This window comes from Streptomyces sp. PA03-1a, from assembly GCF_033792805.1.
Taxonomy (GTDB): domain Bacteria; phylum Actinomycetota; class Actinomycetes; order Streptomycetales; family Streptomycetaceae; genus Actinacidiphila.
Window position 1 is genome coordinate 25,582 of the sequence record NZ_JARAVO010000001.1, and the last position, 21,523, is coordinate 47,104.

20 protein-coding genes and 1 pseudogene are annotated in these 21,523 nt (G+C 71.4%); 12 read left to right on the top strand and 9 right to left on the bottom strand.

Annotated features, from left to right (window positions below):
* Nucleotides 1-29 precede the first annotated feature (29 nt).
* From PV341_RS00160 to PV341_RS00170, 3 genes are all read left to right on the top strand, one after another.
* Nucleotides 30-1,724, top strand: a complete 1,695-nt coding sequence (locus PV341_RS00160; protein WP_500329124.1) for a SpoIIE family protein phosphatase — start codon at nt 30-32, stop codon at nt 1,722-1,724.
* 184 nt (nt 1,725-1,908) lie between these two features.
* On the top strand, nt 1,909-2,508 hold the full coding sequence (locus tag PV341_RS00165; RefSeq protein ID WP_500329125.1) for a hypothetical protein: 600 nt from the start codon (nt 1,909-1,911) through the stop codon (nt 2,506-2,508).
* Nucleotides 2,509-2,625: 117 nt separating this feature from the next.
* Nucleotides 2,626-3,501, top strand: a complete 876-nt coding sequence (locus PV341_RS00170) for an NmrA family NAD(P)-binding protein (RefSeq protein ID WP_500356267.1) — start codon at nt 2,626-2,628, stop codon at nt 3,499-3,501.
* Between the two features lie 104 nt (nt 3,502-3,605).
* On the opposite strand, the gene PV341_RS00175 is transcribed toward PV341_RS00170, so the two are convergent.
* Complete coding sequence (locus tag PV341_RS00175; RefSeq protein WP_500329128.1) at nt 3,606-4,199, bottom strand: TetR/AcrR family transcriptional regulator; 594 nt, start codon at nt 4,197-4,199, stop codon at nt 3,606-3,608.
* A 162-nt stretch (nt 4,200-4,361) separates the two neighbouring features.
* On the opposite strand from PV341_RS00175, the gene PV341_RS00180 reads away from it, so the two are divergent.
* On the top strand, nt 4,362-5,321 hold the full coding sequence (locus tag PV341_RS00180; protein WP_500329218.1) for an SDR family NAD(P)-dependent oxidoreductase: 960 nt from the start codon (nt 4,362-4,364) through the stop codon (nt 5,319-5,321).
* Nucleotides 5,322-5,652: 331 nt separating this feature from the next.
* On the opposite strand, the gene PV341_RS00185 is transcribed toward PV341_RS00180, so the two are convergent.
* The 3 genes from PV341_RS00185 to PV341_RS00195 all read right to left on the bottom strand — a co-directional run bounded on the left by PV341_RS00185 (nt 5,653) and on the right by PV341_RS00195 (nt 7,278).
* Nucleotides 5,653-6,258: a Fic family protein gene (locus tag PV341_RS00185; RefSeq protein WP_500329129.1), complete on the bottom strand. Its 606-nt coding sequence runs from the start codon at nt 6,256-6,258 to the stop codon at nt 5,653-5,655.
* On the bottom strand, nt 6,245-6,943 hold the full coding sequence (locus tag PV341_RS00190; protein ID WP_500329130.1) for a hypothetical protein: 699 nt from the start codon (nt 6,941-6,943) through the stop codon (nt 6,245-6,247). Before PV341_RS00190 ends, PV341_RS00185 begins: the two co-directional genes overlap by 14 nt.
* 152 nt (nt 6,944-7,095) lie before the next feature.
* Entirely contained in the window at nt 7,096-7,278 is a 183-nt protein-coding gene (locus tag PV341_RS00195; protein WP_500329131.1) for a hypothetical protein, read from the bottom strand.
* A 165-nt stretch (nt 7,279-7,443) separates the two neighbouring features.
* On the opposite strand from PV341_RS00195, the gene PV341_RS00200 reads away from it, so the two are divergent.
* Nucleotides 7,444-7,611 (top strand): DUF5670 family protein, encoded by a 168-nt coding sequence (locus tag PV341_RS00200; protein WP_018561957.1) that lies wholly within the window; start codon nt 7,444-7,446, stop codon nt 7,609-7,611.
* Nucleotides 7,612-8,300: 689 nt separating this feature from the next.
* Nucleotides 8,301-11,702: a S8 family serine peptidase gene (locus PV341_RS00205; protein ID WP_500356269.1), complete on the top strand. Its 3,402-nt coding sequence runs from the start codon at nt 8,301-8,303 to the stop codon at nt 11,700-11,702.
* A gap of 82 nt (nt 11,703-11,784) precedes the next feature.
* On the opposite strand, the gene PV341_RS00210 is transcribed toward PV341_RS00205, so the two are convergent.
* The 3 genes and pseudogenes from PV341_RS00210 to PV341_RS00220 all read right to left on the bottom strand — a co-directional run bounded on the left by PV341_RS00210 (nt 11,785) and on the right by PV341_RS00220 (nt 13,495).
* Nucleotides 11,785-11,985, bottom strand: coding sequence for a cold-shock protein (locus tag PV341_RS00210; RefSeq protein WP_499509724.1), 201 nt, complete (start codon nt 11,983-11,985; stop codon nt 11,785-11,787).
* 213 nt (nt 11,986-12,198) lie between these two features.
* Nucleotides 12,199-12,953: pseudogene (locus PV341_RS00215) on the bottom strand (acyl-CoA dehydrogenase C-terminal domain-containing protein); the annotation flags it as partial.
* Nucleotides 12,954-13,099: 146 nt separating this feature from the next.
* Nucleotides 13,100-13,495, bottom strand: a complete 396-nt coding sequence (locus tag PV341_RS00220; protein ID WP_500329219.1) for a hypothetical protein — start codon at nt 13,493-13,495, stop codon at nt 13,100-13,102.
* A gap of 400 nt (nt 13,496-13,895) precedes the next feature.
* Here PV341_RS00220 and PV341_RS00225 point away from each other — a divergent pair, with 400 nt between their 5' ends.
* On the top strand, nt 13,896-14,504 hold the full coding sequence (locus PV341_RS00225) for a type 1 glutamine amidotransferase family protein (protein ID WP_500329133.1): 609 nt from the start codon (nt 13,896-13,898) through the stop codon (nt 14,502-14,504).
* Nucleotides 14,505-14,557: 53 nt separating this feature from the next.
* Here PV341_RS00225 and PV341_RS00230 read toward each other — a convergent pair whose 3' ends face one another.
* Entirely contained in the window at nt 14,558-15,184 is a 627-nt protein-coding gene (locus tag PV341_RS00230) for a TetR/AcrR family transcriptional regulator (protein WP_500329134.1), read from the bottom strand.
* 106 nt (nt 15,185-15,290) lie between these two features.
* Between PV341_RS00230 and PV341_RS00235 the strand changes: the two genes are divergently transcribed.
* The 3 genes from PV341_RS00235 (at nt 15,291) to PV341_RS00245 (ending at nt 18,713) form a co-directional block, all read left to right on the top strand.
* A complete protein-coding gene (locus tag PV341_RS00235; protein ID WP_500329135.1) occupies nt 15,291-15,992 on the top strand; it encodes an SDR family oxidoreductase in 702 nt (233 codons plus the stop codon).
* A gap of 97 nt (nt 15,993-16,089) precedes the next feature.
* Entirely contained in the window at nt 16,090-17,634 is a 1,545-nt protein-coding gene (locus tag PV341_RS00240; protein WP_500356271.1) for a SpoIIE family protein phosphatase, read from the top strand.
* Nucleotides 17,635-18,062: 428 nt separating this feature from the next.
* Complete coding sequence (locus tag PV341_RS00245; RefSeq protein ID WP_500329137.1) at nt 18,063-18,713, top strand: cysteine hydrolase family protein; 651 nt, start codon at nt 18,063-18,065, stop codon at nt 18,711-18,713.
* A gap of 57 nt (nt 18,714-18,770) precedes the next feature.
* Here PV341_RS00245 and PV341_RS00250 read toward each other — a convergent pair whose 3' ends face one another.
* Entirely contained in the window at nt 18,771-19,733 is a 963-nt protein-coding gene (locus PV341_RS00250) for a helix-turn-helix domain-containing protein (protein WP_500356273.1), read from the bottom strand.
* 112 nt (nt 19,734-19,845) lie between these two features.
* Between PV341_RS00250 and PV341_RS00255 the strand changes: the two genes are divergently transcribed.
* Nucleotides 19,846-20,877: a saccharopine dehydrogenase family protein gene (locus tag PV341_RS00255; RefSeq protein WP_500356274.1), complete on the top strand. Its 1,032-nt coding sequence runs from the start codon at nt 19,846-19,848 to the stop codon at nt 20,875-20,877.
* 77 nt (nt 20,878-20,954) lie between these two features.
* A complete protein-coding gene (locus tag PV341_RS00260) occupies nt 20,955-21,464 on the top strand; it encodes an SMI1/KNR4 family protein (protein WP_500356275.1) in 510 nt (169 codons plus the stop codon).
* Nucleotides 21,465-21,523 lie beyond the last annotated feature (59 nt).

The following is a 21,523-nucleotide window of genomic DNA, read 5'->3' on the forward strand; positions in this document are numbered from 1 at the left end:
GAGCCGCGGAGGCGATCAGGGAGGGTGCGGTGTCGGACGATGCTGACGAGGGACGGCGTTGGGCGTCGCAGCCGGGCTTCTGGCGGCAGGTCGTCGATCATCTGGGGGCATCGCTGGCCGTGGTCGACCCTGCGGGCCGGGTCGTCGCGGTCAACCCGGCCGCCGAACGGCTGCTGGCACGCGCCTCCGACGCGATGGTCGGCGAGGACTTCCACGACCTCGTGCACCGGCACACGGATCGTGAGCGCACCGGGGCCCGGTGCAGGCTGCTCGAAGCGCTGACCCTCAAGGGTGCGGGGCGTGCGGACGGCGACAGGTACCTGTGCGGTGACGGCAAGTTGGTCGAGGTCTCCTGGTCCGCCGCGCCGGTGACGGACGGTACCTCGTTCAAGGGCACCGCGATGCTGTTCGCCGGCCTCACCAACCACGGCAGTGAACGTGCCGAGCAGATGCACGCCTTGGAGGACCTGACCGGCCGCCTGACGCTGGTCGCGCAGATCACCGCGGTGCTCGGCCAGACCCTCGAGACCGACGAGGCGCTCGCCCGCCTGGGTCGCCTGCTGGTCCCCGGACTCGCCGACTGGGTGGCGGTCGACCTGCTCGTCGACGACAGCGAGACGCACCGGGTGGCGGTCACCGGACCGGAGGGCCGGGACCGTGGGCAGGAAGGCTGGAGCGCCCGCCTCCCCTCGGCGGGCGAGTCCCGTTCCCCGCTGGTCCAGGCCGTGCGCGGGGCGGTGCCCGTCCTGCAGGACCCGGCCGGTGCGGCCGCGCGGCCGGACTCGCCGCTGGCCGCCCTGCACAACGGCTTCCTCCAGTCGGTGGGCGCCGCATCGGCACTCACCGTGCCGCTGGGCTCGGGGAGGAATTCCACCGGTGCCCTGACCCTGGTCCGCACCGACCCCGCCGCCCCCTTCGGCAACGACGACCTGCAGCTCGTCGTGGACATCGGCCGCCGGGTCGGCCAGATCCTGGAGAACACGCGCCGGTTCGGCCGTCAACGAGACGTCGCCGAAGCCATGCAACGCAACCTGCTCACGCCCCTGCCCCAGCCCGGGCGCCTGCTCATGTCCGCGCGCTACGAGCCCGCACCCGCCGCGTCCCAGGTCGGTGGCGACTGGTACGACGCGTTCCAGCTCAAAGACGGCGCGACCGCATTGGTCATCGGCGACGTCGTCGGCCACGACCTGACCGCCGCCGCCGGGATGGCTCAACTGCGGGGCATACTACGGTCCTTGGCGTGGGATCGCACCGAACCCCCCGGCGCCGTCGTCGACCGCCTCGACGACGCCATGCCCGTGATCACGACCGTCCCCATGGCCACGCTCATCCTCGCCCGCGTCGAAGGCCCCCAGAACGGCCCCTGGACCCTGCGCTGGACCAACGCCGGACATCCCCCGCCACTGCTGCTCACCCCGGACGGCCCGGGCCGCTACCTCGACGACGCGCGAAGTCCGCTGCTGGGCGCGCACATCGGCGTCCGCGAGCCCCGGCCCGACGCCACCACACCCCTGCCGCCGGGGTCCACGCTCCTGCTCTACACCGACGGCCTCATCGAACTCCCCGGCGCCGACCTCGACACCGGCCTCAGCCGGCTCCGCCGCAACGCCCTCGCACTGGCCGACGAGCCGCTGGACGACTTCTGCGACCAGCTCCTGAGCCGCATGCCCCCCGGCAACGTCGACGACATCGCCCTCCTCGCCCTACGGCTGCCCCGGTCGTGAGAGACGACCGCGTCACGTCACCCCTTCGGCTACACGGCGTGCGCAAGTGAGTACGAACAGTGATCCTTGCTGTGGGTTCGACGTCCTGCGTGACGGTCCCCGCTGCGTACGGCGGGGCGGACGGCACAGGCCGCCCGCAGAACCCATACCTGGAGGTGACGTGTTGTACCGAATAACCAGGCCCATGTCATCGGCACAGCGACGCTACGGCCGTGTCCGCGTGTGGACGGTGGCCGCGAGCGCGGCACTCGCGTCCTGCGTGGTGACGGGTACGGCGTACTCGGCGCCCACGGAAGGCAGCTCCACGGCGGCTGACAGCACGGAGTACGGCGCCGCCCAGCAGGGGTCCGTGCACCCGTGCTACCCGTACCCGTCGTACCCCAACTACTGCCTGAACCGTCCGGGCATCCCCGGTCCTCCCGGGCCGCAGGGACCGGCCGGTCCCGCAGGTCCCGCAGGTCCCGCAGGTCCCCCCGGCCAGGCCGGGCCTCCCGGAACTCCCGGGCCCCAGGGCATCCCCGGCGTCCCGGGCCCCCCTGGCGGGCTCTCCGGGGCCCACACCCTCGTCGCCACGTTCGCGGCGGACGGCCTCGACCACACGTTGTCCTGCCCCACGGGCGAGTTGGCGGTCGGCGGCGGATTCGCGCTCGACACGGCCACGATCGTGACCAGCGTCCCGTTCGCGAACCCCTCCACCGGGTGGACGGTGAACGCGGTACCCGCGGGAGTGGGCCCGCACACCGTGACCGCGGTCGTCGCCTGTGCGCTCAGGGCCACGCCCTGACATGTGCCGACCGAGCCCGGCGCACCCCTTCGGTGCGCCGGGCTCGTCGGTGTCCGGCCGGTGCGGGGTCAGGCGTTACGGAAGGCGTCGCGCAGCCGCATCTCCCAGGAGGATGCCATGACGAACCGCAAACTTCTGGTGATCGGAGCCACCGGCCAGACCGGCAGGTACACCACCGAAACGCTGCTGCAGCGCGGTCACCGCGTCCGTGCCCTGGTCCGCCGCATCGACGGACGTTCCGAGGCACTCACCACGCTGGGCGCGGAGGTCGTGGTCGGCGACGTCCACGACCTCGACTCCCTGGCCCACGCGACCGAGGGCATCGACGCCGCCTACTTCACGTACCCCATCCTCCCCGGCCTGATGGACGCCACGGCGAACCTCGCCCAGGCGGCCGAGGAGAACGAGGTGGGAGCGATGGTGAACATGTCGCAGATCTCCGCACGCCGGGAGGCCGCCAGCAACGCGGCGCGCCAGCACTGGGTCGCCGAACGCCTGTTGGACCGCTCCCCTGTCGCGGTCACCCACCTGCGTCCCACCCTCTTCGCCGAATGGCTGACCAACATGTGGACCGGGACCGGCGAACTGCGCTTCCCCTTCGCCGACGGGCGGCACGCCCCGATCGCCGCCGTCGACCAGGCGAAGGTGATCGCGTCCATCCTCGAGGACCCCGCCCCGCACGCCGACAAGATCTACCCGCTCTACGGAGCCGTCGAACTCGACCACTACGAGATCGCCGAGGCCATGTCACGCGCCTTGGGCCGTCACGTCACCTACGTGCCGATCGACCTCGACGAATTCGCCGCCATCCTGGAGAAGCGCGGCGCCTCCCCCCACCTCATCCAGCACCTCCTCGCCGTCGCCGTCGACTACCGTCACGGCGCCTTCTCCGGCATGAACGACCTGGTGAAGCGGATCGGCGGCGACGACCCCCTGGACGTCGAGAGCTTCGTCCTCCGGCACCGGGCCCGCTTCGACGACCACTCCGCCTGAGCCGGTCGAGCCGTCCGCCGCTCCGGGGACGCGCGGCAGCGCGCGGCCGTACGGCATCCGGCCCGACCCGCACCGCCGGGCCCGGCGGGCCGCGGCGCGGCGCATCAGCTGCGCACGATGCCGTGGAGCAGCAGGTCGATGAGCCGGGTGGCCAGGTCGCGGTGTTCCTCGCTGGCGGCCATGAGGCTGATCCCGCCGAGGGCCATGAGGACGTCCTGGGGGTCGACGTCCGGGCGGGCCATCCGCTGCCCGTCCCCCCCGTCCCTGGGAGCCAGCAGGTGGGTGATGGCCTCGGCGAGCAGGGCCCGGGTGTGCATCTTCTCGCTGTCGTCGGTCAGCACCACGCGCAGCGCGTCGGCCATGCCGTGCTTGGCGGCCATGAAGTCGATGAAGGACTCCATCCAGGTGCGCAGGGCCTCCTCGGGCGGGCGCGTGGCCGCCAGGTGGGGCGCCGCCTCGCACAGGCGCTGCACTTCGTGCCGGTAGGCCGCCTCGACCAGCAGTTCCTTGGAGGGGAAGCGGCGGTACAGCGTTCCTACGCCGACGCCGGCGTCGCGGGCGATGTCCTTGACGGAGGCGCCGATGCCGTCCCGCGCGAAAGCCGCGGCCGCCGCCTCCAGCACCCGGTCCTCGTTGCGCCGCGCGTCGGCACGCAGGGGTCTGCCGCGCCGCGCCGGGGCCTCGTCGTCGCCGGTCAATCCCGTCTCCCTTCCCGCCGCCACTTGCAAGCGGAACCGGTTCCGCTTACAGTCCTGAAGCGAACCGGAACCAGTTCCGGATACGAGAGTACGGCCGCACCGTGCCCGTGCGCCACCGGCCGCACGCGCGTGCCCCGCATCACCGCCTTCCTGGAGAACGTCATGACCGACCAGCTCATCACCACGCCCTTCGGAGCGCAGACCACCGCCACCGACGTACTCGCCGGCGTCGACCTCGAGGGCCGGCGCGCCATCGTCACCGGGGCGGCCTCCGGCATCGGCCGCGAGACCGCGCGCGCCCTCGCCGCCGCCGGCGCCGAGGTCACCATCGGCGTCCGCGACCTGGCCGCGGGCACCCAGGTCGCCCGGGAGATCACCCCCGCGAGCGGCCCGGGAAGCGTGCGCGCCGCCCTGCTCGACCTCGCCGACCAGGGATCCGTGCGAGCCTTCGTGGCCTCCTGGTCGGGACCGCTGCACGTCCTGGTCCTCAACGCCGGGGTGATGGCCTCGCCACTGGAGCGCACCGAGGAAGGCTGGGAGCTGCAGTTCGCCACCAACCACCTCGGCCACTTCACCCTCGCCACCGGCCTGCACGACGCCCTCGCCGCGGCGCGCGGGGCACGCGTGGTCGCGGTCAGCTCGGTCGGCCACGTCAACGGCGACGTGCTGTTCGACGACGTCCACTTCGAGCACCACCCCTACGACCCCTGGGCGGCCTACAGCCAGTCCAAGACCGCCAACGTCCTGTTCACCGTCGAGGCGGCCCGCCGGTGGGCAGCGGACCTGATCGCCGTCAACGCCCTCAACCCCGGCCGCATCACCACCACCCGCCTCGGCCGCCACATCGGTGACATCTCCAACAGTCCCACCACCTTCGACGCCACCAGCACCGACGTGTCCTGGAAGGACATCGAGCAGGGAGCCGCCACCTCCGTGCTGCTCGCCGCATCACCGCTGGTCGAAGGCGTCTCCGGCCGCTACTTCGAGGACTGCAACGAAGCCGCCCCGCACACCCCCGGGATACGCCGCGGCGTCGCCGCCCACGCCATGGACCCCGACCGGGCGGCGCTGCTGTGGCAGGTCTCCCTCGACATGATCGCGTCCTCCGTGACCAGCGCCTGACACCACCCCCGCACGCGAGCGGCGGGCCGCCCGCCTACCTCGCGGACGCGACGGGCCGGCACCGCCCGATGGCGTTGTCGAGCCCCAGCAGGGTCGCGCGTCCGTCGCCGGTCCGGTCTCGCGCTCGCCGTCGGCCCTGACCGATGAGCGGCCTCGCCGGCCAGGGCGGAAGGCGGCGAGGCCGCACGTCCAGGATGCGGCGCCATCGGCGCTCGGGCACGCTGGAGAGGCGAGCCGGGGCATAGGCTCGCACCGGTCGGCGCGTCGACGGCGACCCCTTGGAGCCCTTCGAGGTCCCGGCGGCGCGCCGACCTCGCCTGTCAACCTCGCGCTACCGGCGCCGGTTGAGCACACCGATGAGTGTCGCCAGGTCGGCGGCGCCCACCGGGTCGTCCGCATACCGGGTCGTCTGGAGCGGGCCGACCTCCGGGAGGACGATGTCCTCGCGGGCCAGGACGTGGACCAGGGTCAGCAGGGCCGCGCGGGCATTGCCGTCGGTGAAGGGGTGGAAGAACGCCACGTCGAGGTACGCGCGGGCCGCACGTGCCGCCGGCGGGATCAGCGGGTCGGTCGCCTCCCGCAGGCAGGCGGCGAAGTCGGCCTGGGTCGTCGACGTCAGGCCGTAGCGTTCGCAGCCCGCCTTCGCGTGGGCGTCCGTCTCGCGGAAAGGTGCCTGTCCCCCGCCGAAGACCTCGCGCTGCCAGCCCGCCAGCAGGGCGAAGTCCAGCGGGGCCCGGCGGGCGGCGTCGGCGCGGGCCAGGGTGTGGGCGGCGAGCAGGCGCTCCGCACGGACGGGGTCGCGCCGGCGTACCGGCCCTTCGCACCACGCGCGGAACCCGTCGCGCACGGGCCGCACCCGTCGCAGGGCGGGTGCCTGGTGCCAGGCGGACTCGCGGCGTACGCGCAGCCAGGTCGCGAGGCTGTCAGGAGCGGTCATGGCGGTCCTCCAGGTCCTCTCGCTCACGGTGGTCCTGGTACGGGGCGTAGCCGGTGAGGCCGACGGCGAGGTCCTCACCGACCGATTCGATCAGTGTCCGCGCAGGGGCGACCCAGCTATGGAACCGGCCGCCGATCGCGGCCTCGACCGCCCGTCCGGCGTCCGCCTGGCTCATGCCGCTGGTGGTCAGGTACCAGCGCAGGAGCAGACCTGCCTGCCTGTGCCAGCCGCCCTCCGCGTCGGAGTCGAGCGCGTACGTCACGAGCCGGACGCAGGCGCGCTCGAGATGCCAGCTGAGATCCTCCGGAGCGGCGTCCGGCGGCGGTGCCAGCTCGACGAATCGCCGAGCCGTCGTCTCCAACCACTCCCGCCACTCAAGCAGCGCGGCGACGACGCGGGCGGCGGTCTCGTCGGGGGTCGTCACCGAGCCGGCTCCGGTGACCCAACTGCCGATGACCCCGCCGTACCGGTAGCACCAGTTCCATCCCTGCGCCCAGGTCCCGTACCGCTCCCGGATGATCGCGTCCACCTGGCGTTCGCACCACTCCTCGCCCTGCCACCAACCCGCCATGCCGGAAAGCACGGGTGGCACCCATTCACGGACCAGCGCGCGGAGACGGGCCTCCTCGTCCTCGTCCCAGGCGAACGGGTGGCGACCCGGGTCGAGATCGGCCCAGTCGTGCATGCCCGTGAAGGAGGCCGGAGGCACGCGGTTCTCGGGAAAGGGAAGTGTGTCCCGGTTGTACGTCAGTTCCGGCCCCGCTCTGTCCGTCCGGTGTGATGAGCCCCTCAGTCTCGGCCCTCGGTCACCAGGTTGACCAGCGGTTTTCGCCGGGCTCAGGCGAAGTCTTCCCTGTCGACCGCCGCTTCCTCCATCGCCTTGCGGAGGGCGTCCCCGACGGTGCCCTGCTCACGGTGCGAGGAGTCGCGGCCCCCTTCGTCCTGGGATTCCTGGCGGGGTCGCCGGGTGATGTCGTCGGTCCCGGCGCTCTTCCGGCGGTCTTGTTCTGACGTGGCCATGAGTCCTCCTCGGTGCGTGGCCGGTGACGGCCATGACCTGCCCCTTTCCGGCCCTTCGGGTTCCATGCGGAAAACGGCGGGCCCGTTCACACGCCATCCGGTGCCCTGTGGTTCACGCATGGCGATCGCGCCTCGGGGCAGACGCGTGGTCAGGAGGTTGACGACATGGTTCCTTTGCTTCTTGTCCTGCTGCTGGCCCTGATCCTCTTCGGGGCCGGGTTCGCCCTCAAGGCCCTGTGGTGGATCGCCATCATCGTGCTGGTGGTGTGGCTGCTCGGCTTCGTGTTCCGGGCCGCCGAGGGCGGTGGGCGCCGCCGTTGGTACCGATGGTGACCTGACGCCTCTCCCCCGTGCCAGGGTGGGGTTCGCGCTGCCGGAAGGGCCGCGAACCTCACCCTTTGCACTGCCCGGACGCATCACGGTGGGCGCACCACGGATGGCTCGCCGGCGCCCCGTTCGCCATCAGCGGGGAACCTCCCCGGCGGGCCACACCGCCGTTGGAGTGACAACCGCTCAACGCCCCGCCACGCCGCCCGGTTTCACACCTTCTCATCAGGTTGACTCGGAATGCCGCATCGGTGGTGATGACCACCGATGCACACGGCCCTGTGAGCGGTGGGTTGCAACTGCCGGCCACCCACCGCCGCAGGCGGCCATCCGAAGGGCCCCTTGCCCTGCGCTTGTTGGGCGCGAGGCTGCCGAGCCAGGCCCTCCCGTTCCAACGGCCGTGACCCCCCATCCTTCGGGAAACTCGTGCGACCCGTTCCGGGACCCGTCGCTCACCGCCGGGCCGGCCTGCACCCTGACCAGCGGTAACACACGCTCACCTCTATGCATCCTTGATCAAGTGTGGTTTTCTCGTCGCTCGTGACCAAGGACTCGGTCGGGCGTTCGACCTGAGGGGCAACTCGCCCCAGCACAGGCCTGCCCAGGCCGTCTCCCGGGTGGCCGGCGACCGCCGGGCACTCTCTGTCCGCCGCCCGCGTCCCAGGTCTCCCCGGGCGGCCAAAAGGTACTCATACATGCGTATACGAGCCGGATGGGCCCTGGCGTTGGCCGGGCTGGTCGCCGGCGCCGTACCAGGCGCCGCGCAGGCATCCCCGAACTCCGCACCGCCCGTACCCGCCCTGGGCTCCGCCTCGCCCGGCGCGAAGGCGGTCCGCACCCTGACCCTGATCACCGGTGACAAGGTCACCGTCACCCGAGGTGCCGGCGGCGTCCCCGCGGTCAGCGTCACACGCGGCCCGGGCCGCGACCGCATCGGCTTCGACGTGTCCCACCAGTGGAAGGGCACGGACCACCACATCCTCGTGGTCCCGTCCGACGCACAGCCGCTGTTGACCGATGGGAAGCTCGACCCGCGTCTCTTCGACGTCACCGAGCAGCTCGACGCCGGCTACGACGACGCCTCGAGCGCTTCGCTGCGGCTCATCTACTCCAGCCGCAGCGCCTCTTCCTCGGCCGCTCGCGGAGCGATCCAGCGGCACGGCGCCAGGATCACCCGGACCCTGGACGTCCTCCACGGAGGCAGCCTCGCCCCGGCCAAGCGCGACGCCACCGCGTTCTGGACGTTCGTCAGCGGGACGCAGGGCCTCCGCGGCCCGCTGGACAAGCTGTGGCTCAACGGCCGCAGCCGCGTTGCCCTCGCCGAGAGCACCGCCATCATCGGCGCCCCGAAGGTCTGGGACAGCGTCGACTCCACCGGTGCGCACATCACCGGGCAGGGCGTCACCGTCGCCGACCTCGACACCGGCTACGACCCCACCCACCCCGACCTCTCGGACAAGGCCTCCACCGGCGGGACCATGGACTTCACGGGCACCGGTACGGTGGTGGACGGCAACGGCCACGGCACCCACACCGCTTCCACCATCGCGGGCACCGGCGCGGCCTCCGCCGGCAAGTACAAGGGCGTCGCGCCCGACGCCAAGCTGCTGATCGGCAAGGTCTGCACCGACGACGGCTTCTGCCCCGACGACGCCGTCATCAACGGCATGACGTGGGCGTCCGAGGCGGGCGCCAAGGCCGTCAACCTCAGCCTGGGGCAGGCCCCGTACGCGAAGACCGACCCGCTCACCGAGGCGGTCGACACGCTGACCGCCGAGCGCGGCACCCTGTTCGTGATCGCGGCCGGCAACGAAGGCGCCCCAGCGGCCGACTACTTCGGCGGCACCGTGGGCTCCCCCGGCATCGCCGACTCCGCGCTCACCGTGGGCAGCACCACCAAGCAGGACACGCTCAGCGCCTTCTCCAGCCGCGGCCCGCGGATCGAGGACTTCGCCGTCAAGCCGGACATCGTCGCGCCCGGCCAGGACATCACCGCGGCCCGCGCGGCGGGCACCACCATGGGCGACCCGGTCGGCTCCTCCTACGTCACCGCCTCCGGCACCTCGATGGCGACCCCGCATGTCACGGGAGCGGTGGCGCTGCTCGCCCAGCAGCACCCGTCCTGGAAGGCCGCCGACTTCAAGGCCGCCCTCACCAGTGCCGCCAAGGGCCTGCCCGGCCTGACCGCGTACGACCAGGGCACCGGCCGGCTGGACGTCGCCCGCGCCAGCGCGCAGAACGTACGCGCCACCTCGGGCAGCATCAGCCTGGGCAAGGCCGACTACCCGCACCAGGACGTCACCCGGACCGGCACCGTCACCTACACCAACGACGGCGCGGCCGACGTCACGCTCCACCTCTCCGTCGACGCGTACGGGCCCAGAGGCACAGCCGCCCCCGCGGGGGCCTTCGCCCTGTCGGCCGACACGGTGACCGTCCCGGCCGGCGGCACCGCCTCCGCCACCCTCACCGCCTCCGTCGACGACACGATGGCGGGCGCCTACGGCGGTTCCATCGTCGCCACCACGGAGGACGGCACCACCACGGTCCGCGACGCCTTCGGTGTCTACGCCGAGCCACTCACCCGCGCCCTGTCGCTGACCGTCCTCGGCCTCGACGGCAAGCCCGTGGGCCCGGACATCAACGTTGCCGCCTTCGACAGCCGGACCGGTCTGCAGTACAACGCCTCCACCGACGCCGACGGCAAGGTCGCGATGCAGCTGCCCGAGAGCGAGTACGACGTCTCGGCGAGCAAGTTCGACCCCGTCGCGCAGACCTCGGTCCTCTTCTCCCGGCCCGGCGTCGACCTCACCGCCGACACCACGCTCGTCCTCGACGGCCGCACCGCGAAGCCGGTCGACCTCACCGTCGACAAGGGCACTGCGCAGAACGACGGCATCTTCGCCAGTACGACGTCGATCAGCGCGGACGGCCGTTACGGCACCCAGAAGTTCGTGCTGGGCTTCCCCGGCAGCCGCGTCTACGCCACCCCGACCACGACGAAGGTCACCAGCCACCCGTTCTGGTTCCTCGCCACCCAGCGGTGGAGCGGCACGGTCCCCAGGACCGCCACCAAGCCGGCCTGGAGCTACGCCTACAACCTGGCCGTCAACACCAAGGGCGGCATCCCGGCCACCCTCACCCGCCCGATGCACGACAGGTCCCTCGCCCGGGTCGAGGAAACCTACGCCGACCAGGGCGGCAAGCCGCTCGGGGTCCGGATCGACACCCCGGTCCCGACCTACGGCGCCATCACGTTCGTGGACGGCAACCAGGTCCCGGTCCCCGGCAGGCAGACCCGCTACTACACCGACGACTCCGCGATCGTCTGGGACCGCACCCTCGGCATGCGCGCCCAGGGCACTGCGGGCTACGACGAGATCCAGTTCGCGGGCACCACACGGTTCACCCCGGGCAAGGCCTACACCCGAGGGTGGAACCAGGGACCGCTGCGCGCCCGGTCGGTGGAGGCCCTGCGGCTCGAGGACGGGCTGTACCTCACCCCCGGCCTGTTCTCCACGGCCGCCGAGAACACCGCGACGCACTCGGGCGAGGCCCGGGACACCACGGGCTCGTCGACCTTGTACCGCGACGGCGTGAAGATCGCGTCCCTGGACTCCCTGGGCCGGCTGCAGGCGGCGGTTCCCTACGAGAAGGCGACCTACACCCTGACGTCGTCCGGCACCCGCAAGGTCGGCTGGTCGAGTCTGGGCAGCAAGGCCTCCGCCACCTGGACCTTCACCTCCGGACGCCCGACGGGCCCGGAACCGGCCGAGCTGCCGCTGATGAACGTCCGGCTGGGCGGCCCGCTGAACGCCTCCGGCACCGTCACGGGCGGCCGCACGTACCTCTTCACCGTCGCCGCCGAGCGCGGCAGCAAGGCCGTCACCACCTCGCTGGGCCTGCGGGTCTCCTTCGACGACGGCAGGAGCTGGAAGGCCCTCAAGGTCTGGCGCGCAGGCGACCGCGGCTTCGTGAAGCTGACCACGCCCTCGGCCGGCGGTTACGCCTCGATCCGCCTCACCGCCAAGGACGCGGCGGGCGACGCCGTCGACCAGACGGTCATCCGTTCCTTCCGGATAGCCCCCCGACGGTAGGGGGACACGAGGCGGCCTCGCCGACGGCCGGAAACCGTGGGCGAGGCCGCTTCGTGTCCGTGCTGCTTCGGCAGCACCAAGGTCAGCCGCGGACGATGTTCTCCGCCTGCGGGCCCTTCTGCCCCTGCGTCACGTCGAACGTGACACGCTCACCCTCCACGAGCTCGCGGTATCCGGTGCTCTGGATGTTGGAGTAATGGGCGAACACGTCCGGCCCACCGTCCTGTGCGATGAAGCCGAAGCCCTTCTCCGAGTTGAACCACTTCACAACGCCAGATGCCACTGAGTTCGTCCTTTTCATGCTGCTGAGGCGCGCCCTTGGTGCGCCGGCGGACCCCCGTAGTCGGGCCACCAGGGCACTAATTACCGCATGTCCCTGCCACAGCGCTACCGAATACGCCGATGCAGGACCAAGTGGTCGCTCGAGTGGCCTGCCACCGCGCACCGGGAACGTACCGTCCCGGGAGGGGCGCAATCGGGATGATCGGGGCGCGGGTCAGAGAGCCGCTTCGGCCAGTTCCATCAGCGAGCCGTCGACGGATTCGGCGCTGCGGCGCGCGGCGGTGACCCCGGGCAGGATGTCGGCCGCGAAGAACTCCGCGGCCGCGATCTTGCCGGTGTAGAACGTCTTGTCCTCGGCGGACGCGTGCGCCAGTCTCGCCTGCGCCACGGCCGCGCCACGGAGCAGCAGGTAGCCGACGAGCACGTCACCGGACGCCATCAGCAGGCGGGTGGTGTTCAGGCCCACCTTGTGGACTTCACGTCCTGCTCGGTGGCGGCGAGGTCGGTCAGCATGACACCGACGATGGCCTCCAGATCGGCCGCGGCCTGGGCGAGCTGCTCGCGGAGCGGCGGCCAGCTCGTCACCGCCGGTCCCGGCCGCCAGGAACCGCTTGATCTCCTCGGTGAGGGTGGTCAGCGCGGCGCCCTGGTTACGGACGATCTTCCGGAAGAAGTAGTGCTGGCCCTGGATCGCCGTGGTGCCCTCGTAGAGGGTGTCGATCTTGGCGGCTGCTCGTAGCCCTTCTCGGAGCCGTAGCCCTTGACGATCGGCAGCAGCAGGTCGTTGACGCTGTGCAGGGCCGAGGCGTCCTCGCCGGCCGCTTCCTCGACCTCGATCCCGTCCTGCACGGTGGCGGTGTGGAGGACCAGCGCGCGCATGCCCTTGACGTAGAGGCCCAAGAGACAGGCCCCCGGCGCTTCACAGCGGCGGGGGCCCGGCTCTCGGCCGAGGGGACGTCTGGGGGAGGTCGACGGACCCTCATGCACGAGACGATCCTTGTCCCTGCCGGCCACGGCTGCCAGGCGGGAGGCCCAGTCGGGTGAGGGGCCGGGAGGTGCGAGCTTCCCGCTTCGGCCCCGTGCCGAACCACCCGCTCCTTCCACGACGGTGCCGATCAGCGAGAGCGACCACTGGTGGTGCGGTCGGGGTGGCGGGATGTACGGCGGGCCTCTTTCATCTGGGCCTCGTAGAGATGGTCGCGCCCCTCGGCGAGGTCGTCGACCAGGCGGCGTTCCAGATCTGCGAAGGGTCGGTAGTAGGTGCGGTTGTAGGCCTCGATGATCTCGAAGGTCCAATGCCCGGGGAGGACATCGCGTCCCAGGAGCTCGCGCTCGACGGCGTCGGCTTGCGCCTCATGACCGGCCTCTCGCAGCAAACGGACAGCACGGTCCAGTTCAAGGTCCGCAGTGCCGGTCAATTGATGGAAGCCGTACAGGTGACCGCGGGCGCGCTCGGTGGTCTCCAACGCCTTCGACAGGGACCCGAGGGCCTCGACCGTGAGGTCGCTCATCCCCGTCGGACGCCGGTGCGCCGCGTCCTGCGGCTCCCGCTCCACCTCTGGTTGTTTGCTCACCCCTGCCGTATGCCACGCGAGAGGGCAGATGTATCCCTCGCCTCACCCGCAGGGCGGTGTCGCCATGCCCTCCCCCCATGCAGTTCGCGTGACAGCGGCGCGCAGAAGCCTGGCGGGGCCGCTCGGCCGTGTGGCAACCGCCGTACGCAACGGTCCACCGCCACCCCATAGACTGGGAGCCGGTCAAAACCACGCTGGCACCTGGCGGGCGCCGACTGCGGCGGGACCGCATCCGGCACGGGAAACGGCTGTCCAGCCCTGCCCCGGATCGTCGGGACGCCCGCGGACACTCCACAGACGGCACAAGAGGTCCGACGCCATTTTCGGAGGAGTTGCGATGCAGGTGGCCGTCGTCACGTTCGACGGGTTCAACGAGCTCGACAGCTTCATCGCCGCCTCGTTGATCAACAGGTGCCGCAAGGACGGCCTGGAGGCCTTCATCACGACACCGACGCCGGTGGTCACCTCGATGAACGGCGTCGAGGTGACCGGGCAGCGCCCGATGGAATTCGTGCGCGAGGCCGACGTCGTACTCATCGGAAGCGGCGTGAGGACGCGCGACGTGGTCGCCGACGACCGGTTGCCCTCGATGCTGCCGCTCGACCCTTCGCGACAGCTGATCGGTTCGCAGTGCTCCGGCGCGCTGGTGCTGGCGCGCCTCGGGTTGCTGGGTGACATGCCGGCGTGCACCGACAACAAGAGCCGGCCTTTCGTCGAGGCCTGCGGCGTCACCGTGCTGGACGCGCCGTTCCACGCCGAGGGGAACATCGCCACGGCAGGCGGCTGCCTGGCGTCCCAGTACCTCGCCGCATGGGTGATGACCCGGACGCTCGGGGAGGACGCGGCGCGCGGCGTCATCGACTACGTGGCTCCGGTCGGTGAGAACCAGGAGACCGTCGAGCGCGCCATGCGGGCGGTCCGCGCAGGCGAGGTCGCACTGCACTGACACCCCACGGGTCCGCGGGCTTCACGCCTGAGGGCCCGAGGGCGCGCGGCCGCTCAGGCCATGCCCGCCGCGTCCAGCATGGCCGCGGCGGTGGCGACGGCCAGCCCGCCCAGACCTTGGGCCTGCGCTACGGCGCGGGAGCTTGATCCGTCGAAGGCGATGGTGAGCTGGCGGGCCAGCACATCCGGATCGTGCGCGTCACCGCGGCTCGCCTCCTCACGGAAGAAGTCGGTGAGCGCGTCCTTGTAGCGTCGCGCCACCACCCTGGCGGGGTGGACGGGGTCCTTGAGTTCGAACGCGGTCGCCAGGAAGGGGCAGCCCAGGTACTCCGGGGACGCGGACAGCGACTCGAGCCGTTCGAAGACGTGCATGATGCGGTCGCGCGGTGGCAGTTCGGCCCCGGGAGCGGGCAGCAGCTGGGCCAGGTAGCCGGACCCCGCCCGCTCCAGGCTGGCCGCGAGGACGTCGTCCTTGCTCGTGAAGAGCTGGTACATCGACCGCTTGGAGACTCCGGCCGCCCGGCACAGCGCCTCGACACCGATGTTCACGCCCTCCCGGTAGAAGAGCGCGGCTGCGGCGTCGAGGAGCCGCTCACGGCTCGGGCTCGTCGCAGTCGCAGTCGTACCTGCGGTCGCAGCCGCCGTCGCGGACTCGGACGAGGCCGATGCGGTCGAAGTCATACGCCACAGGCTACGCCCGCTGCTTGCCAGGAGGAAACCGATCGGTTTACGGTACATAAAACCGATCGGTTTCCGCCATCGGCCGCAACGCAACTGGGAGCAGCTCATGACCGCAATCGCAGGTTCGACCGTCCTCGTCACCGGGGGCAGCCGGGGCATCGGCAAGGCCCTGGTCGAGTCCCTGTACGCCCGGGGCGCCAAGAAGGTCTACGCCACCGCCCGCGACCCCCGCAGCGTCACCCATCCCGGCGCGGTCGCGCTGCCCCTGGAGGTCACCGATCCCGCGTCGGTCGCCGCCGTGGCGGCACAGGCACAGGACGTCACCATCCTGGTCAACAACGCCGCGGCGGCCGTCGCGGCGTCCTTCCTGACCTCCCCGGTGGACGACGTCCGCCGCGAGTTCGAGACGAACTTCTACGGCCCCCTGGAGATGACCCGGGCCTTCGTCCCGATCATCGAGGCCAACGGTGGCGGCCATCTGCTCAACGTGCACTCCGTCCTGTCGTGGGTCGCTCTCGCCGGTTCCTACAGCGCCTCCAAGGCAGCGCTGTGGTCCCAGACCGACTCGCTGCGTCTGGAGCTGAAGCCACGCGGTGTCAACGTGACCGGACTGCACGTCGGTTACGTCGACACCGACCTGGCGGCGCACATCGACGCCCCGAAGTCGTCGCCGGAGAGCGTCGCCGAGCAGGCGCTGGACGGCATCGAATCCGACGCCTACGAAGTGCTGGCCGACGAGCTGTCCCACCAGGTCAAGGCGGGCCTGGCGGCCGGCCCCGCCGCCCTGTACCCGCAACTCGCTTCCTGAGCGAACGCCCCGGCGGCCGACCAGCGGAAAGGCGTCGGCCCCGGCGGCGTCGTATCGTCAACGTGTAGGAGCTTCCTCACCGAACGAGGTCGGTGAGATGGACACCTTGGATGGGGCGTTCCCCGCCCGCACCCCGGCCCTCGACGGAGGCCCGGCGGCCTTCGTGGTGGACGCGGCGGGCCTGGTGTGCGGATGGAGTCCGGCGGCCGAGCGTCTTCTGGGGTACGAGACTCCCGAGGTCGTGGGCAGACCGGTCGGCGAGCTGTGCCCGGTGCTTCCGTGGGGCTCCCTCCGCCGGCTGGTGCCGGCCGCGGAGGCCAGCAGTACCCCCTGGCTCCCGGTCGTCCTCATGCACCGGCTCGGCCGTGCTGTGCCCGTCGCGCTCATGGCCTGTTCCGTGACCTCCGCCCTTCCGGGCAGCGAGCGAACGGTGATCCTGGCGACCGCCGGTCCGCTGCCCCAGATCTCGGAGGACGATGCGGCGCGCAGCCTGCTCGACCAGCACGAACACCTTGCGGCGGTCGGCCTGAGAAGGCGCATGGAGGCCGCTCACGCGCCGGACCACAGCGCGGCCGAGATCACCCGCTCGTACGTGCCCGCCCGCAGTGGCACGGGGGTGAGCGGCTCGTGGAGCGACGCCGTCCCGTTGTCCGGCATGCGGGTCGCCTTCAGCGTCGGTGACGTCCTGGTCTCCGGGGTACAGGCCACCGTCTGCATCGGGTTGATCGGCGCCGCGGCCCGGGCCCTGTCGGAACTCGATCTCGCACCCGAGGAAGTCCTCGCCCGGCTGGACGACATCGTGTCGCGCTATGCCACGGGCGAGCCCGACCGGTGGTCCACGTGGTTCGTGGAACGACTGGTCGGCGCGACGTTCCTCTACGCGGTGTGGGACCCGGTCGGGCGCCGCTGCGTCCTGGCCAGCGCGGGCCATCCCCCGCCCGCCGTGGCCGGTCCGGGCGCATCCGTCCACGTCCTCGAACTGCCGGGCAACCGGCCCTTGGGCATGGGCGAGCCGGTCTTCGAACCCCTGGACCTGAAGCTCGCCGAAGGCAGCACCCTGCTCTTCCACACGGGCAGCCTGGTGCGCGCGTGCGGCAGCGACGACGCTGTCCCCCGGCTGCTGCGGACCGCCATGCGGCGCAGCGGCCGGTCGGTCGAGGACGTCTGCCGGGCCACCGCGGACATCGCGGCGCCGCTCCTGGCGGCCGAGGACGACCTGTCGCTCCTCGTGGTCCGCACGCACGGACTCAGCGTCGACCACGTCGTCACCTGGGAGCTGCCGCGCGACCCTGCCGGTGTCGCGGGCGCCCGCTCTCTGGTGGTGCGGCAACTCGACCAGTGGGGCATCGGTGACCTCGGCTTCACCACGGAGCTGATCGCGAGCGAACTGGTCACCAACGCCATCCGCTACGGCCGTGAGCCGATCCGGCTGCGGCTGATCCACGACCGGACCCTGATCTGCGAGGTGTCCGACGGCAGCAGCACCTCCCCGCACATCCGCCGGGCGAACACCAGCGACGAGGGAGGGCGCGGCCTGTTCCTCGTGGCCGAATGCTCGCGGTGCTGGGGGGTGCGGTACACCGGCCAGGGCAAGACCATCTGGGCCGAACAGGCGCTCGCAGGCCGCGCGGCTCGGACGTGAAGCGGTTCGGCGATGAGCTCCCGGGCGGCCTCGTCGAGTTCGCCGAGATCGCCGACGTCAGCACGGTCGCGCCGACACTTCCGGGCCGTCGTCAGGCGCGTTCGGCGCTGCGATCCCCGCCATCTCGCGGCGAGCCGCGAGGGGCGAGGGGCTAGGAGCGAGGAGCGCATGATCACCCGTGCAACCGGCGCAGAGCGGGTTCATCGGCGCCGTTTTAGACTGTGATCTCGGGCGTCACGGCGTTTCCCACGTCGCGTATTCGGGTCGCAAGCCGGGTGCGCCGTGCCACCACGCTCGCGCTGTGCCCATTCCATCGCGACGCACCAAGCGAAGAGCCCCGTCCCCAGGCAAGGGAGTGCACTTCAACCTCATCGGTCACATTGGTGCGCAGGTGCCGGCATCTGCGACGAGACAGGAGCGAGGAAACGATGGACGTCCAAGCGAACACCTACGCGCCGGACGAGACAGCCCTGCTGATCATCGACCCGTACAACGACTTCCTGTCCGAGGGCGGGAAGCTGTGGCCGGCCGCCAAAGAGGTGGCGGAAGGCATCGGCCTGCTCGACAACATGCGCGCCATGCTCGGTGCGGCACGTGACCTGGGCTTCCACGTCTTCATCGTGCCTCACCACCAGACGACGCCCGACGACTACCGCACGTGGGACCACCTCTCCCCCACCCAGCAGCGCGTCGTGGAGGGGCAGACCTTCGCCGCCGGCAGCTGGGGAGCGGAGTGGCACCCCGACTTCGTGCCGCGCGAGGACGAGCTGGTCATGCGCCAGCACTGGGCCTCGAGCGGCTTCGCCAACACCGACCTGGACATGCTGCTCAAGCAACACCGCATCCAGAAGGTCATCTTCATCGGCATGAAGGCCAACACCTGCGTCGACACCACCGCGCGCTTCGGCCAGGAACTCGGCTACCACGTCACGCTCATCCGCGACGCCATAGGAGCCTTCAACTGGGACGAGATGAAGGCGACGTTCGACATCAACGGTCCCGCGTACGCGCACGCCATCCTCACGACCGACGAATTCCTGACGATCGTGGGCAAGCAGCCCCAGGCGATGGCCATGTGACCTCGCTGGGGAGACAGACCGGGCGACCGCCACGGGCCTGCCTGCGCACAACGGCGGTCAACTGCCGTTCGGAGCAGGACGGCTGCGCAGACGGAAGGTGCGGCGGTAGGTGTCGGGAGGTACGCCGACCGTGCGGTGGAAGTGCCGGCGCAGCGTCGTGGCGGTCCCCATGCCGGTGGCCGCCGCGATGGAGTCGACGCTGTCGTCGGTGGTCTCCAGCAGCACCTGGGCGTGCCGGATCCGCTGGGTGAGCAGCCACTGCAGTGGCGTGGTGCCGGTCACCGACCGGAAATGGCGTCCCAGGTTCCGTGGGCTCATCCGTGCCCGGCGGGCCAGGTCCTCCACGGTCAGGGGCTGGTCGAGCCCTTCGATCACCCAGGGGAACAGTTCGGCGAGCGGGTGGTTGTCCGGGGCGGGCGCCGGGGCCGTGACGAACTGGGCCTGTCCGCCGTCCCGGTGCGGTGGCACGACCAGGCGGCGGGCGACGGCGTTGGTGACCGACGAACCGTGGTCCAGGCGGACGATGTGCAGGCACAGGTCCATGGCGGCGGCCTTGCCCGCGGAGGTGAGCACGCTGCCGTTGTCCACGTAGAGGACGTCCGGGTCCACCGTCACTTTCGGGTAGCGGGCGGCCATGACCTCGGTGTGCGCCCAGTGAGTGGTCGCGCGTCTCCCGTCGAGCAGGCCCGCGGCCGCCAGTACGAACGCGCCGGTGCACAGGGAGGCCACACGCGCGCCCGCCTCGTGGGCCGCGCGCACCGCGTCGACCAGGTCGGCGGGCGGGTCCTCGTCGACGTCGGCCCAACCCGGGACGATCACGGTGTCGGCGCCCGGGAGCCAGTCGAGGCCGTGATCCGGCTCCAGCGCGAACCGGCCGGCCCGCACGGCGCCCGGCCCGCAGACGACCAGGTCGTACCAAGGACCTGCCAGGCCGTCCGGGGCGGAGCCGAAGACCTCGTACGCGAGGGAGAGTTCGAAGTGCAGCATCCCGTCGGTAACGGCCAGCGCCACAGTGCCCATGTCCGGAATTGTACGAGGCATGGCGTTCCGGACACTCACGTTCCGGTGCCCGCCCCGGACAGGATGTTCCTCGGCCTATCGCAACGGATCATCCAATACGGGGGAGGAACCCATGGGTTCAGGGCTCGAGGTGGCGGTGTTCGGCGCGTACGGACACACCGGGCGCTTCGTGGTGGCGCATCTGCGGGATCGCGGGTTCGTCCCGGTGCTTTCCGGGCGCGACGCCGACAAGTTGAAGGAGCTCGCGACATCCGGACCCGGGCTGGACTCCCACCAGGCGTCGGTCGACGACCCGGCTTCCCTCGACCGCGCACTTGCCGGTACGGCTGCCGTGGTCAACTGCGCCGGGCCCTTCGCGACGACGGCCGCCCCCGTGATAGAGGCGGCACTGCGCGCCGGAATCCCGTACTTGGACGTGGCCGCCGAGATCGAGGCCAACGCCGATACGTTCGCGCACTTCAACGACCGCGCCCGCGCGGCGGGGACTGTGATCGTCCCCGCCATGGCCTTCTACGGCGGCCTCGGCGACCTGCTGACGACCGCCGCCATGGGCGACTGGACGACGGCGGACGAGGCGCACGTCGCCTACGGGCTGGACAGCTGGCACCCCACCGCCGGCACGCGTGCCGCGGGCGCGGTCTCCCGGCAGCGGCGGGGCGGGCGACGCGTCCGCTTCACGAACGGGCAGCTGGAGTACCGCGACGACGCCCCGCCGACCCTGACGTGGCCCTTCCCCGAGCCGATGGGCCCCCGCACCGTCATCGGGGAGTTCACCATGGCTGACGTCGTCACCGTTCCCAGCCACCTGTCCATCCCCGAAGTGCGCACCTACATGACGACCGAGGCGGCCACGGACCTGGCCTCCCCGGACACACCGTCGCCGGCCCCCGTCGACGAGCGCGGGCGGTCCGCGCAGACCTTCCTCGTCGACGTCGTCGTACGCTCCAAGGACGGCGAACGGCGCGCCACGGCCAAGGGCCAGGACATCTACGCCGTCACCGCGCCGCTGGTCGTGGAAGCGGTCGACCGCATCCTCTCGGGACGGACCACGACGGTCGGTGTCGCCTCCGCCGGAGCGATCTTCGACGCGCCCGACTTCCTCCGCGCGCTGTCCCGGTACATGTCCGTGGACCTGGACGCGTAGCGGTCTGAACCGGTGGCTCCCTGCGCTGCGCCCCCGTTCGGGGGGGGGGCGTGACGTGCACCCCTAAGCTCGACCCCATGACCGCGTTCGACGACCTCACCCGCCTCGTCCCTCCGCCGTCGCAACCGCTGTGGGCGAACGGAGACTGGAATGAGGTGGAGGCAGCACTCGGCAGGGAGCTCCCCTCGGACTTCCAGCAGTTGGTCGAAGCCTACGGGGCCTACCACTTCGCCGACTTCTTGACGCCGCTGACGCCCTTCGGCGGGCGGGACCTGCTCGTCGGCCCGGCGAAGCAGCTGCTGGACCAGGAACGCAACTTCCGGGACAGCCACCCCGAAGACTGCCCCTACCCCTTCTACCCCGAGCCGGGCGGACTCCTGCCGTGGGCAGGAACCGACAACGGGGACCGCGTGTGCTGGCTCACCGACGGGAAGCCGGACGAGTGGACGGTCGTCTGCTGGAATCCGCGAGGCTGGTATTACGACGCCCACCCCGTGGGTGCGGTCGAGTTCCTGGTCGGATGGCTGTCGGGCCGCATCAGCACCCACGTCTTTCCTGACGCCGCCGAGTTCGGCGAGGAGGACTGATGCGCTGCCGCGTTGGCCGTGAGCGCCACCGCGTCGGACGAGCCGGCCGTTGAAGCGGC